The sequence below is a fragment of the uncultured Amaricoccus sp. genome (assembly GCF_937858865.1).
Lineage (GTDB): Bacteria > Pseudomonadota > Alphaproteobacteria > Rhodobacterales > Rhodobacteraceae > Amaricoccus.
The window spans coordinates 1-13,901 of sequence record NZ_CALLYO010000380.1; the positions used below are offsets into that span (position 1 = coordinate 1).

At 72.9% G+C, this 13,901-nt stretch carries 9 protein-coding genes; 2 read left to right on the forward strand and 7 right to left on the reverse strand.

The window, feature by feature from the left end; all coding sequences use genetic code 11:
• The 5 genes from Q0112_RS10935 to Q0112_RS10955 all read right to left on the reverse strand — a co-directional run.
• Nucleotides 1-264: hypothetical protein (locus Q0112_RS10935; RefSeq protein WP_297975132.1), on the reverse strand; the 264-nt coding region annotated here is incomplete at its 3' end.
• Between the two features lie 15 nt (nt 265-279).
• A complete protein-coding gene (locus Q0112_RS10940; RefSeq protein ID WP_297975135.1) occupies nt 280-966 on the reverse strand; it encodes a response regulator transcription factor in 687 nt (228 codons plus the stop codon).
• A 126-nt stretch (nt 967-1,092) separates the two neighbouring features.
• On the reverse strand, nt 1,093-2,580 hold the full coding sequence (locus Q0112_RS10945; protein ID WP_297975138.1) for a DegQ family serine endoprotease: 1,488 nt from the start codon (nt 2,578-2,580) through the stop codon (nt 1,093-1,095).
• A gap of 110 nt (nt 2,581-2,690) precedes the next feature.
• Entirely contained in the window at nt 2,691-4,817 is a 2,127-nt protein-coding gene (gene mdoH, locus Q0112_RS10950) for a glucans biosynthesis glucosyltransferase MdoH (RefSeq protein WP_297975140.1), read from the reverse strand.
• Nucleotides 4,805-6,298 carry a glucan biosynthesis protein gene (locus Q0112_RS10955; protein ID WP_297975143.1) on the reverse strand — a complete coding sequence of 498 codons (1,494 nt, stop codon included), beginning with the start codon at nt 6,296-6,298 and terminating at the stop codon, nt 4,805-4,807. The genes mdoH and Q0112_RS10955 overlap by 13 nt, the downstream gene beginning before the upstream one ends.
• A gap of 358 nt (nt 6,299-6,656) precedes the next feature.
• Between Q0112_RS10955 and mprF the strand changes: the two genes are divergently transcribed.
• Together mprF and Q0112_RS10965 are read left to right on the forward strand one after the other, a co-directional pair.
• Nucleotides 6,657-9,272 (forward strand): bifunctional lysylphosphatidylglycerol flippase/synthetase MprF, encoded by a 2,616-nt coding sequence (gene mprF, locus Q0112_RS10960; RefSeq protein ID WP_297975146.1) that lies wholly within the window; start codon nt 6,657-6,659, stop codon nt 9,270-9,272.
• A 5-nt stretch (nt 9,273-9,277) separates the two neighbouring features.
• Nucleotides 9,278-10,681: an AcvB/VirJ family lysyl-phosphatidylglycerol hydrolase gene (locus Q0112_RS10965; RefSeq protein WP_297975148.1), complete on the forward strand. Its 1,404-nt coding sequence runs from the start codon at nt 9,278-9,280 to the stop codon at nt 10,679-10,681.
• Here Q0112_RS10965 and Q0112_RS10970 read toward each other — a convergent pair.
• Together Q0112_RS10970 and Q0112_RS10975 are read right to left on the reverse strand one after the other, a co-directional pair.
• A complete protein-coding gene (locus tag Q0112_RS10970; protein WP_297975151.1) occupies nt 10,651-11,958 on the reverse strand; it encodes an HlyD family type I secretion periplasmic adaptor subunit in 1,308 nt (435 codons plus the stop codon). The two genes, Q0112_RS10965 and Q0112_RS10970, sit on opposite strands and share 31 nt — an antisense overlap.
• On the reverse strand, nt 11,955-13,676 hold the full coding sequence (locus Q0112_RS10975) for a type I secretion system permease/ATPase (RefSeq protein WP_297975154.1): 1,722 nt from the start codon (nt 13,674-13,676) through the stop codon (nt 11,955-11,957). Before Q0112_RS10975 ends, Q0112_RS10970 begins: the two co-directional genes overlap by 4 nt.
• Between the last annotated feature and the right edge of the window lie 225 nt (nt 13,677-13,901).

Consider the following 13,901-nt stretch of genomic DNA (forward strand, 5'->3'; position numbering starts at 1 on the left):
GGAGATGCCGCCGAAGGCCGCCGCCGCTTGCCCGACCGCATCCCGAATGGAAGTGAGATCGGTGACGTCGGCGGCGAGCGCCGGCGTGCCGCCGCGGGCGAAATCGTCGGCGAGGCCGCGGATCTCGGCCTCGACCACGGCGCGCTGCTCGGTGTCGATGACGCCGCCGATCCGCCAGTAGAGCGAGCCGAGGACGAGCGCCGTCGAGACGGCGACCAGCAGGAGGTGCGCCGCGACGAGGCGCATGGTGGCGTTGCGGAACACCGCCGGCGCCCGCCGTCAGGACAGGGCGGCGAGCTTGTAGCCCGAGCCGCGCACGGTGTGGATGAGCGGCGGCTCGCCTTCGGCGTCGATCTTGCGGCGCAGGCGCGAGATATGGACGTCGATGACGTTGGTGCGCGGGTCGAAGCGGTAGTCCCAGACCCCTTCGAGCAGCATGGTGCGGGTGACGACGCGGCCCTGGCGGCGCATCAGGTATTCGAGCATCTGGAACTCGCGCGGCAGGAGCTCGACGGTCCGCGTGCCGCGGCGGGCGGTGCGGGCGATGAGGTCGAGCTCGAGGTCGCCGCAGGCGAGGCGGGTCTCCTCGGGCCGGGTCTCGGCCGGGCGGCGCAGCACCGCCTCGAGCCGGGCGGAGAGCTCGGCGAAGGAGAAGGGCTTCACCACATAGTCGTCGGCGCCGGCGCGCAGCCCGCGCACCCGCTCGTCGATGGCGCTCATCGCCGTCAGCATGATGGCGGGGGTCTGCACGCCCGCGGCGCGCACCGACTTCAGCAGCGAGAGGCCGTCGAGGTCGGGCAGCATGCGGTCGAGGAGGAGGGCGTCGAAGGCGCCCGAGAGCGCATGCACCAGACCTTCGCGGCCGGAGGCGGTCGCCTCGACGGTATAGCCGGTCTCGCGCAGCGCCTTGGCGAGATAGTCTTGCGTGTCGTGGTCGTCCTCGACCACCAGGATGCGCCGCGCCATCGCTCTCGCTCCTTCATGATCGAAGGCCGGCGCGAGGGGTGAACGCCGGCCTTCGTGGCCCGTCCGTCGCAGCCGGACGGGCCGGTTGTCCCGGACCCTCCTCCCCCGGGGCCGGGACGGAGGGTGCTACGCCAGCTTGACGCCGACGAAGATCTTCGCGCCGTGGCGGTCGATCTGCATCAGGACCGCATCGGTCTTGGCGGCGTGCAGCGCCTTCTCTACGTCGCCGGGCGTCTGCACCGGGGTATGGCCGACCGAGAGGATGACGTCGCCGACCTCGAGCCCGGCATCGGCGGCGCGGCCCTTGCCGTCGAGCGAGGTGATTACGACACCGCTCACCTCGTCGTCCAGCCCGAGCTCCTGGCGCGCCGTGGGCGTGATCGGCGCGAGGGTGGCGCCGAGCCGGTCGGAGGAGGCCTTCGACGGCGTCTCGCCGGTCTCGGCCGAGGCCATGCGGGTCTCGTCGAACTTGCCGAGCCTGAAGGAGACGGCCTGCTCCTCGCCCTTGCGCAGGATGCCGAGCTCGACCTCCTTGTCCGGCGAGGCGGCGGCGACGAGCTTCGGCAGCTCGCGGCTGGATGCGACCTTCTTGCCGTCGAAGGTGAGGATCACGTCGCCCACCTCGAGGTTGCGGGCGGCCGGGCTCTCGGGCACCACGTCGGCGACGAGCGCGCCCTGCGGCTCGTCGAGGCCGATGGCGGCGGCGATCTCCGGGGTCACGTTCTGGATCTGCACCCCGAGCCAGCCGCGCTCGACCTCGCCGCCGTCCTTGAGCTGGGCCACCACGTTCCTGACCGTGTTCGAGGGGATGGCGAAGCCGACGCCCACCGAGCCGCCGTTCGGCGAGTAGATGGCCGAGTTGACGCCGATCACCTTGCCGTCGAGATCGAGCAGCGGGCCGCCGGAGTTGCCGCGGTTGATGGCGGCGTCGGTCTGGATGAAGTCGACGTAGGGGCCGGCCGAGATGTCGCGCGCCATGGCCGAGACGATGCCGCGGGTCACGGTGCCGCCGAGGCCGAACGGGTTGCCGACCGCGATCACGTCCTCGCCGACGCGCACATGGTCGCTGTCGCCGAGCTCGAGCACCGGCAGGTCGTCGGCGTCGATCTTGATGAGCGCGAGGTCGGTCTGCTTGTCGGTGCCGATCACCTCGGCGTCGAACTCGCGGTCGTCGGAGAGGCGGACCTTCACCTTCTCGGCATTGTCCACCACGTGGTTGTTGGTGACGATGTAGCCGTCCTTCTCCATGACGAAGCCCGAGCCGAGGGCGACGCGGTCGCTCTGGCCGGGACCGCCCTGGTTCGGCGGCATCGGGATCGCGCCCTCCGGCATGCCGAAGCGGCGGAAGAACTCCTCGAACGGCGAGCCCGGGCCGAAGGGCGAGTCCATCGGGCCCATCTCCGGCGCCTCCGGCCCCTCCTGGGTGGCGAGCACGGTCACCACCGCCGGGCTGGTGTGCTCGACCAGGTCGGCGACGGCGTCGGACGCTTCCGCCACCGCGGGGCGCGGCGGTTCGATCTGGGCCTCGGCGCCGGCCAGGGGCGCCCAGGCCATCCAGGCGCCGGCCGTGGCGGCGAGCGCCGTGGTGCTGAGCAAGGTCGCGATGCGCGTCATGGGAAGGAAACCTCTCGTCTGCTCGTGTCACGGCCCCCCGCAGCGGGGGGGTCGGCAGAGAAGATCGGCGGCGGACCTGACGGGGCGCTCGCCTGAGGGTTAAAAATCGTTCATCTGCCGCCGCCCGCCCCCGGGCGCCGGCCGCGCTTCGGGGCGAGCCCGGCGAGGGTCGGCGGCGAGCAGAGGACGGCGAAGCTCTCGCGCGGGTCGAGCGCGTCGGGGCCGAAGCCGTCGGCGAGCTTGAGCAGCGCGCTGGCGAGCGCGGCGTCGGGTTCGCCGCGCCGGCGCGAGGTCGGCGGGTCGAGCCAGGCGAGGTGGCGCGCGAGCGCGGCGGGGTCGGCGAGGAGGCAGGCGATGTCGGCGGGCGGCTCGGCATGCGCGCGCAGCCATTCGGCCTCGCGCTCGGCGGCGGCGGCGAGGGCAGGGGGCGTGCGCTCCTCCGGGGTCACCAGGAGGCCGAGCCGCGCCATCCGCCGCCCGGCGCGGGCGCTGCCCATGAAGGAGGAGAGCGGCACCGCCAGGACGAGGCCGAGGAGCGCCGGGCTCATCCAGGCGAGGAGCCGCCAGGAGATGGCGCCGGCGGCGACCGCAAGGACGATGCCGGCGAGGACGTGCCGGCGGTGGAAGCGCCAGAGCAGCGGCAGGGGCACCCGGTCGGCGTCGCGCGCCTGCGCCGCCCAGCCGCTGTCGCGACCGGTCAGGATCTGCGCGATGGCGCTCGACTGCGCCATCATCATGATCGGGGCGACCAGCGCCGAGAGCAGGATCTCGGCGATGAGGCCGAGGAAGACGGTGCCGCGCACGCCGTGGGCGGCGCGCTCGCGCAGGAAGGTGGCCACGCCGAGGAGCTTCGGCAGGTAGAGCACGAGCATGCAGATGCCGAAGAGCAGCATGGCGCGCTCGGGGTCGATGCGCGGCCAGTCGGGGAAGAGCGACCACTGGTCGAGGAAATAGTCGGGCGGCACCAGGTAGGCGTGCAGCGCGAGCGACATGCCGGCGAGGAGGAAGAGGAGCCAGAGGGGCGAGGCGAGGTAGGACATCACCCCCATGAAGAGGTGGAGCCGGCTGAGCGGGTGGAGCCCGGCGGTGCCGAGGAGGCGCGCGTGCTGCAGGTTGCCCTGGCACCAGCGCCGGTCGCGGCCGGCGAGCTCGATCAGGTTCGGCGGCGCGTGCTCGTAGCTGCCGGGGAGGTCGTCGGCCATGCGCACGGCGTAGCCGCCGCGGCGGATGAGCGCGGCCTCGACGAAGTCGTGGCTGAGGATGAGCCCGCCGAAGGGGGGCTTGCCGGGGAGCTCGGGCAGGCCGCCGCAGTCGGCGAAGGCCCGGGTGCGGATGATCGCGTTGTGGCCCCAGTAGTTGCCGGCGTTGCCGAACCAGGCGCGCAGGCCGCGGGAGAGGACCGGGCCGTAGACGCGGCTCGCGAACTGCTGCACGCGGGCGAGGGGGGTGGCGCCGCCGATCAGCTGCGGCGAGGTCTGCAGGATGCCGAGCGTCTCGTCCGCCTCCATGCGGCGGGCGAGCTCGATGATGCAGTCGGCCTCCATCAGGCTGTCGGCGTCGAGGACCAGCATGAACGGATAGGCGCCGCCCCAGCGCTCGACCCAGTCGGCGATGTTGCCGGCCTTGCGGCGCGCGTTGCGGCCGCGGTGGCGGTAGAAGACGTGCGGGCCGATGTCGGGGTCGCCGCGGGCGGCGTCGATCAGCGCCTGCTCGTCGAGCCAGACGTCGGGGCGGGTGGTGTCGCTCAGGATGAAGAGGTCGAAGGCCCCGCCGGCGCCGCGGGCGTGGATGTCGCGCAGCATGGCGCAGGCGGCGCCGAGGACCGGGGCGGGGTCCTCGTTGTAGGTCGGCATGAGGAGGGCGGTGCGGCTCCGCGGCGGCCCCTCGCCGCCGGCGCGCCGGCCCGGGCCGAGCAGGAAGCCGATCAGCGGCGAGACGGCGCCGAAGGCGACCCAGGCGATGTTGATGACGAAGAGGACGAGCATCACCTGCTCGACGCTGGTCATGCCCCCGACCGAGAGCACCAGCCACATCTGCCGCACGAGCCAGGCGGTCAGCGCCAGCGCGGTCAGCCCGAGGACGAGCCGGGCGAGGCGGGCCGGGGTCTCGCCGCGCAGCCGCCTGCGGCGGGCGCGGTCGTAGCGGTCGAGCGACTGCACCGGCATCTCGAGCGGCGCCTCGGCCGGCAGCGGGGCGGTGGCGGTCCGGTCGCGCGGGGGGAGCGTCAGCTGCTCCATCGGTAGATCCAGGTCTCGGCGATGCGCCGGTCGCCCGAGCGCAGCTCGAGGCGCATCTCGACGCTGTCCGCGCCTTCGGGATCGAGGTCGGCGCTGATCCGGAGCCCGTTGATCTCCGGGTTCTCGGCGATCTCCACGTCGTGCAGGCTGCCGGGATTGGCCTGCGCCACCAGCTGCACGGCGGAGGCGCGGATCGGGTTCGGGGCGTCGCCGGCGAAGTCCACCACGAAGCGGCGGCGGCCGTTGCGGCCGGCGCCGGAGAGGGTGCGCTCGACGCGGAGAAGGCCTGCCAGATCCGGCGCGTCCCAGCCCCAGCTCAGGCGGTAGGTGAGCGAGATCTCGTTGCCCTTGGCGATATCCTCCTCCGGGCGCCAGTAGGCGACGATATTGTCGTGGATCTCGGCGCCCGAGGGGATCTCGACCAGGACGACGTGGCCCTTGCCCCAGTCGCCGATCGGCTCGACCCAGGCGCTCGGCCGGCGGTGGTAGGCGGCGCCGAGGTCCTCGTAGTCGGAGAAGCTGCGCTCGCGCTGGACGAGGCCGAAGCCGCGCGGCCCCGAATCGGCGAAGGCGCTGATCTGCAGCAGCCGCGGCGAGTGCAGCGGCCGCCAGATCCGCTCGTCCTGGGCGTTCCACATGGCGAGCCCGTCGGAATCGTGCACGCCGAGGCGGAAGTCGTCGTGCTCGCCGCGGTCCTTGGCGTCGAAGAGGAACATCGAGGTCAGCGGCGCCAGCCCGAGGTGGGCGATGTTCTCGCGGGCGAAGATCGTCGCCTCGACGTCGATCTGCGTCGGATCGCCGGGGCGGATGGTGAAGCGGTAGGCGCCGGCGGCGCTCGGGCCGTCGAGCAGGGAATGCACGACCATGCGCCCCTCGCCCGGCGTCTCGAGCCAGTGGGCGCGGAAGAAGGGGAATTCCTCCCCCTCGGCCTCGCCGGTGCCGATGGCGAGGCCGCGGGCGCTCAGCCCGAAGGCCTGCCCCTTGGAGACCGCCTTGAAGTAGCTCGCCCCGGCGAAGATGGCGAAGGCCTGCAGCAGGTCGGGCTGGTTGAGCGCGGTGAGCGCGCGGAAGCCGGCGAACTCGAGGTTCATCCCCGGCTCGGGCGGCGGAACGTCGCCGAAGTTGAAGAGGGCGGGGTCGTACTCGATCTTTCGCGAGGCGCCGCCCTCGACGAGGAAGATCTCGACCGGGATGCTGTAGATGAAGCCCGGATGCAGCAGATCCACCGCGAAGCCGGTGGGGGGGTCCACGAAGAGCCGCTGCTCCTCGCGGAAGCCGATCATCGCGTACTGTTCGGCGGTGAGCCTGGCGATGGCCGCGGGCGGCGCGTCGGGCCAGGCGAAGGCCTCCGCCGCCAGCGCCCGCGCCCGCTCGAGCACGACCGAGCGACTGAAGGGCGGAGCGTCGTCGGCCAGCAGGACGCGCGGGGCGCCGACGAGCGGCAGCATCGCCGCGCCGGCGAGGAAGGCGCGGCGGCGCATGACGGGACCGTCCCGCCGCGGGGACACGCCCGCGCCGGTTCCGCCTGCCCGCCCGACCATCACCGATTCTTCCACTGCTACCCCCGGAAACGCGTCGTCACGACAATCGTCACGATAACAGTATAAGCCCGTTCCCGCCGCAAGGGACCCGTTGTGCGCTGCACACAGCAATCGACCCGCCCCGAGCGATTCCCGCCCGACCGAGTCCCCGCCGCAACAGCCCCGGCGCCCCGACAGGGTAGCCGATGCAGCGGACCGCGACAGTGAATCATCTTTCATTCGCCGGTAATCCGGCCACAAGATGCATCGCGCAATGCTGACCCACATGCTGATCCAGGGGCCGCAGGCGAGGGGCCGGATGAGCGCGGAAATCCCGGAGACGGCGCCCGGAATGGGCGCGCCGGACGAGAGATCCGGCGTCCTGGCGCGGATCGCGACGTGGGCCGCCGCCCGCCGCGGCTGGCTGACGGCCGCCTTCACGCTCGCGATGGTGGTGCTCGCGGCCTATGTGCTGCGGCGGCTCGCGCACGAAACCCATTACGACGCGGTGGTCGAGGCGCTCCTCGCGACGCCGCGGTGGCGGCTTTTCGCCGCCGTCGCCTTCACGGCGGCCAGCTTCGCCGCGCTCACCCTCTACGACCTCAACGCCTTCGCGGCGATCGGCAAGCCGCAGCCCTGGCGCCGAATCGCGCCCGCCGCCCTCGCGGCCTATGCGGTGGCGCAGACCACGGGCTTCGGGCCGCTGAGCGGCGGGGCGGTGCGGCTGCGCTACTACACCCCGCTCGGGCTCACGCCCGGCGACGTCGCGCGCGCCGTGGTCTTCGTCACCGTGGCCTTCGGCGCCGGGCTCGCGGTCACGGCCGCGATCGGCGCGCTCTGGGCGGTGCGCACGCTGACCGGCGTCACCGCGCTGTCGCCGGCGCTCGTCACCCTGGCGGCGCTGGCGACGCTGGCCGCCTTCGGGCTGCTGCTGCTCGCCGCCGGGCGGCGCGTCCTGCTGCCCTGGGGCCGCGGGCGCAGCCTCGATCTCCCGTCGCGCGGCGTGATGCTGCGGCAGCTCGCGGTGACCGTCGCCGACACGGCGATGGCGGCCGGCGCGCTCTGGGTGCTGCTCCCGGCAGGCACCGTCGGCTTCCCCGCCTTCCTGCCGATCTTCGCGGTGGCGCTCGTCCTCGGCATCCTGAGCCACGTCCCGGCCGGTCTCGGGGTCTTCGAGGCGGTGCTCCTCGCCGCGCTCGGCGGCGCGGCGCCGACGGCCGGGATTCTCGCCGCCTTCGCGCTCTACCGGCTGGTCTATCAGGTACTGCCGCTGGCGCTGACCGCGGTAGGGCTCGCGCTCGTCGAGGGCCGGCGGCTCGCGCAGCACGGCCCGGCGGCCGCCGCCCTGCGCGCCGGCGCTGGGCTCGCCCCGCAGGCGCTCGCGGCGCTCGCGCTCGTCCTCGGCGCGATGCTCGTCCTGTCCGCCGTCACGCCCGCGCGCGGGATCGACCTCGAGTGGCTCAACCGCTACCTGCCGCTCGGGCTGATCGAGGGGGCGCATTTCCTCGCCTCCCTGCTCGGGGCGCTGCTGATGATCTCGGCGCGGGGGCTCGCCTTCCGCCTCGACGGCGCCTGGTGGGTCGCGCTCGCCGCGGCCTGCGCGGCGCTGGTGCTGTCGCTGGTCAAGGCGATCGCCATCTACGAGGCCGGCGCGCTCGCGGTCTTCGTGCTGGCGCTGCTTCTCGCGCGGAACGAGTTCGACCGCCGCTCGACGCTGCTCGCGCAACGGCTCGGGCCGCAGTGGCTCGCGGCGGTGGCGGTGGTGCTCGTCGCGGCCTGGGTCATCCTGCGCTTCGTCTTCCGCCACGTCGAGTTCGGCACGGAGAGCTGGCTGCGCTTCGAGATCTCGGCCGAGGCGCCGCGCGGGCTGCGCGCGCTGCTCGGGGCGAGCCTCGTCGCCGGGCTCGCCGCCCTCTGGTCGCTGCTGCGCCCGGCGCGCCGGCCGCTGTCCGGGCCGCTGCCGGAGGAGATCGACCGGGCTGCCGCGATCGTCGGGCGGCAGCCGGTCGCGGCGGCGAACCTGGTCCGCATGGGGGACAAGCGGCTGATCTTCTCCGCCGACGGCCGGGCCTTCGTGATGTACGGGCGCAGCGGCGCCTCCTGGATCGCGCTCTTCGATCCGGTGGGGCCGGTCGATCTCTGGCCCGAGCTCGTCTGGCACTTCGTGGAGACGGCGCGGCGCGAGGGAGGGCGCGCCGCCTTCTACCAGGTTTCGCCGGAGCATCTCGCGCTCTATGCCGACGCCGGCCTGCGGTTCTACAAGCTCGGCGAACAGGCGCGGGTGGATCTCGGCGCCTTCGACCTGAAGGGCGGGGCGCGATCGGGCCAGCGCAACGTGCTGAGCCGCGGCGCGCGCGAGGGGCTGCGGGTCGAGATCGTCCCGCCGGCGGCGGTCCCGCCGCTGCTCGACCGGCTCGGCCGGATCTCGGAGGCCTGGCTGGCCGAGCGCGGCGGCGGCGAGAAGGGCTTCTCGCTCGGCGCCTTCGAGCCGGGCTACGTCGCCTCGCAGCGGGTCGCGCTGCTCCGCCGCGAGGCGGAGATCGTCGCCTTCGCCACGCTGATGACGACGGAGACGGGCGAGGAGGCCGCGATCGATCTGATGCGCCATGTCGGCACAATTCCCAACGTCGGGATGGAGTTCCTCTTCCTGCGGCTCTGCGAGCTGCTGAAGGCCGAGGGCTTCCGCTGGTTCGACCTCGGCATGGCGCCGCTCTCGGGCCTGTCGGCCAGCGAGGCGGCGCCCTTCTGGCACCGGCTCGGGCGGGCGATCTACGAGGAGGGCGTGCCCTCCTACAACTTCAAGGGCCTGCGCAGCTTCAAGAGCAAGCTGCAGCCGGTCTGGCGGCCGCGCTATCTCGCGGTCGCCGGGGGAGCCAGCCCCGCGCTGGTGCTGCTCGATGCCAGGCGGCTCATCGGCCGCGGGCCGAAGGAGTGAGGGCCATGTTCCGCGCCTGCCTCGCCGCCGCCCTGTTCCTGTCCGCCGTCCCGTCCGGGCCGGCGGCCTGCGCCGCCGGCCCCGGCGGTAGCCTCGACGGGGGCCAGATCCCCGATCCGGTCGTCCTCGCGCCCTCCGGGCCGGCAGTCGCGACGGTCGTCCTCTTCTCGGGCGGGGGCGGCTGGTCGGACTCCGATGCCGCGGTGGCGAAGCGGCTTCAGGGGGCGGGCGCGGCGGTGATCGGGATCGACCTTCCCGCCTATCTGGCCGCGCTCGACGGCGAGGGGAAGGACTGCGTCTATCTCGTGGCGGACTTCGAGCGGCTCGGCCATGTCGTCGAACGGCAGAGCGGGGCGACGACCTTTCACGCGCCGATCGTCGCCGGCGGCGGGGCAGGGGGCGCGCTCGCGCTCGACATCCTGGCCCAGACGCCGGCCGACACGCTCGGGGGGGCCGTCGTCGTCGATCCGGCGGCGGGCGCGCCGCTCGCGACGGCGCTCTGCACCTCGGCGGCGCGGCACGAGGGGCCGGCGGGCTCGGCCTATGCGCTGCCGGCCGGGGCGCCGCCGGCGCCGCTCACGCTGGTGCTGACCGATGCGGCGCCGCCCGACGCCGCGGCGCGCGCCGACGCGATGGCGGCGGCCGGGACCGTCTTCGCGCGCAGGACCGCCGCCGGGCCGGCGGCGGCGGCACTCGGGGACGCGCTCCTCGACACGATCGCGCGGCAGGCCGACACCGGCGACGCGCCGGCCATCGTCGAGCTGCCGGCGGCGGCCGCGCACGACACCATGGCGATCATGATCTCCGGCGACGGCGGCTGGCGCGACCTCGACCGGTCGGTCGCCGGCGTGCTGCAGGAGAAGGGGGTGCCGACGGTCGGGCTCGACGCGCTGCGCTGGTTCTGGACCGCGCGCACGCCGGAGGAGACGGCGACCGAGATCGCGCGGCTGATCGAGGTCTATTCCGAACGCTGGAACGTCGGGCACGTCGTGCTGGCGGGCTATTCCTTCGGGGCGGGGGTGCTGCCTGCCGCCTATGCCGAGCTGCCGGCCGAGGCGCGGGAGAAGGTGGTGCAGCTGTCGCTGCTCGCGCCGGCGGTGACGGCCGACTGGCAGATTACCGTGGCGGGCTGGCTGGGATCGGCCTCGTCGGATGCGGCGCCGGTCGGCCCCGCCCTGGCCCGGCTGCCGCCGCCGCTGGTGCAGTGCTTCTACGGCCGGGAGGAGCGCGACAGCGCCTGCCCCGGCATCGCCGCGAGCGGGGCGGAGATCATCGAGACGACGGGCGGGCACCATTTCGACGGCGACTACCGCACGCTGGCCGGGCGCATCCTCGACGGTATCGAGGATCGCCTGGCCGAGCGCCGAGCGGCAGCGGCTCAGTCGTCGCGGAAGGCGCGGGTGAAATAGTCGGCCATCGGCTTCACCACGTAGCTCAGCGCGCTGCGCGAGCCGGTCTGGATGAAGGCCTCGACCGGCATGCCGGGCAGCAGCGTCACATGGGCGAGCCGCTCCGCCTCCTTGGCGTCGAGCTCGACGTCGGCCTTGTAGTAGCGCTGCCCGGTCCTTTCGTCGGAATAGGCGTCGGCCGACACGTCGATGACGCGCCCGCGCAGCTCGGGCGTCGTGCGCTGGTCGAAGGCGGAGAAGCGCAGGAACGCCTCCTGCCCGACGTGCACCTGGTCGATGTGGATGGTGTCGATGTGGGTGCGCACGATGAGCGGCGAGTCCTTCGGCACCACGTACATCACCGGCTCGGCGGCGCGGATCACCGCGCGCACCGTGTCCGCCGAGCTGCCGTAGACCGTGCCCGTGACCGGCGCGCGCAGATAGAGCCGCGCCATCCGGTCGAGGAGCTGCCGGCGCGACTCGCGCGTCTCGATCTCCTGGAACTCGAGCTCGCGCAGCTCGGCGATCGCGTCCTCGCGCGCCTTGGAGACGAGCCGCACCCGCTGGATCTCGATCTCGGCGATCTTGCCGCGGTTCTCGGCGATGTTCGCCTCGACCTGGCCCGCCACGCCCTGGAGCCGCGCCAGCTCGCGCTGCGGGGTCAGCACGCGCGTCACCTCGGTCAGCCCCTTGTCGAGCAGCGTCTGCTGGCCGGTGATCTCGCGCGTCAGCAGCCCGATCTGCTCCTTGGTCGCCGCCTGCAGCGCGACCAGGCCCTCGTTCTGGTTGCCGATCTGGGTCTGCTGCTCGAGGAGCTGGGACTCCTCCTCCTTGCGGCTCTTCAGCCGCGCGGCGAACTGCTGCTGCTGTGCCGCCATCAGCGCCCGGATCTCGGCCGAATCGGCCTGGCGCGAGGTCAGCTCCGCGTCGAAGGTGATGCTGTCGATCTGGTCGCGCTCGGCCTGCAGGCGGCTCTTGCGCGCCAGCATCTCGAACCACTGGCCCTCGACGGTCAGGAGCTGCGGATGCAGATCCTCGCCGTCGAGCTCGATCAGCACGTCGCCCGCCTCGACCTTGTCGCCGTCGCGGGCGTGGATCTCCTTGATGACGCCGCCGGTCGGATGCTGCACCACCTGGCGGTTGCCCTGCACCTCGAGCGCGCCGGCGCCCACCACCGCGCCGGCGATGCGGCTGACCGCGCCCCAGGCGCCGATGCCGAAGACGAGGAGGAAGAGCGTGAAATAGCCGAGCAGCATCAGCCGCTTCAGGCCCCAGCGGTCGCGAACCTGGGCGTTCATCCGTGTGCCTCCTGCGCGCCGATCCGGCCGGCGACCTGGGCGTAGTTGCGCACATGCGCCTTCAGCACCTCGTCACGCGGGCCGAAGGCCTTGGCGGCGCCCCCTTCCATGATGAGGATGGTGTCGCACTCGGCGATGCCGCCCGGGCGGTGGGCCATGATGACCACCGCCTTGCCCTCGGCCTTGGCCTGGCGGATGGCGAAGTTGAGCGCGTCCTGCCCGGTGGCGTCAAGGTTCGAGTTGGGCTCGTCGAGCACCATCAGCACCGGGTCGCCGTAGAAGGCGCGCGCCAGCCCGATGCGCTGCTTCTGCCCGCCCGAGAGCCGGGCGCCGCCGGCCGAGACGCGGGTGTCGTAGCCCTGCGGCAGCTCGAGGATCATCTCGTGCGCGCCCGCCTTCTTCGCCGCCACCACCACCTTGCGCGAGTCGGGCTCCTCGGCCATGCGGGCGATGTTCTCGGCGATGGTGCCGTCGAAGAGCACCACGTCCTGCGGCAGGTAGCCGATGTAGCTGCCGAGCACGTCGGGGTCGTAGTGGGAGAGCGCCGCCCCGTCGAGCCGGATGACGCCGGCGGCCGGCGGCCAGATGCCGGTCAGCGCGCGGGCGAGCGTGGACTTGCCGGCGGCCGAGGGGCCGATCACGCCGAGCGCCTGGCCCGGCTCGATGTGGAAGTCGAGCAGCCGGAGGCTCGGCCTGGTCTGCTCCGGCGGAACCACGGAGAGCTGGCTCACCTCGATGCTGGCGGCGGGGCGGGGCAGGGCGGTCGGCTCGCCGAGCTCGGGGGTGGTGGCGAGGAGCTCGTTGAGGTTCTTCCAGCCGAGCCTCGCCCGCTGCACCAGCGGCCAGCCGCCGATCGCCTGGTCGACCGGCGCCAGCGCGCGCCCGAGCAGGATCGAGCCCGCGATCATCGCGCCGGCGGTCATCTCGCCGCGCAGCACGACGTAGGCGCCGAGGCCGAGGATCGCCGACTGCAGGAAGAAGCGGAAGGACTTGGTCAGGGACGAGAACTGGCTCACCCGGTCGCCGGAGGCGAGCTGGGCGTCGAGCGCCGCCCCGCGCAGCTTCTGCCAGCGCCGCATCACCGCGCCGCGCATGCCGAGCGCCTGCACCATCTCGCTCTGCTGGCGCACCGTCTCGGCGAAATTGTCGCCGACGAGGGTCGAGATGGTCGCCTCGGTCTCGTGCCGCTTGGTGAGGAGCTGGTTGAGCACGGTGACGCCGACGAGGAAGACCATGCCGGCGAGCGCGAGATGCCCGAGGAGCGGGTGGAAGCTGTAGATCACGAAGAGGAAGAAGGGCGCCCAGGGCATGTCGAAGAGGGCGAAGAGCACCGGCGAGCCGGCGAGCCGCTGCACCGCCTCGAGATCCTTGAGGCCGGTGGCCGGCTTCGAGCGCTCGCTCGCCAGCACCGCGCGGCGCAGGCTCGCCTCGAAGACGCGCGAGTCGAGCCGCGCCTGCACGGTCGCGCCGATTCGCGCCGCGACCCGCGCCCGCACGTAGTCGAGCGCGCCCATGATGATGTAGAGCGCGGCGATCAGGATGGTGAGCGCGACCAGCGTCTCGCGCGAGCGGCTCGGAATCACCCGATCGTAGATCTGCAGCATGTAGAGCGGCGCCGTAAGCATCAGGACATTAACGACGGCGCTGAACAGCGCGATGGTCCAGAACAACCCCGAAAGGCCAGTGAAGCCGGCCCCGGGCCCGGATAGTTTCCTCACGCTGTCCCTCCATGGTGCCGGAGCACCGTTAATAGCGTCATCTGGCTGACGGCCCCCTGACGGCGTCGGATTTCCCTCCGGCGTTGCGGGACACGTTCATGCATGCGCGTGTCGCTCGCATGGTTACCGGGCCCTGTAAATGTTTCCTTGATAGCAGAGAAACCGGTCGGCAACTTCCTGCCGGTTCATTGACAAATTGCCATTCTTCGGATCGTGGCCGACTCG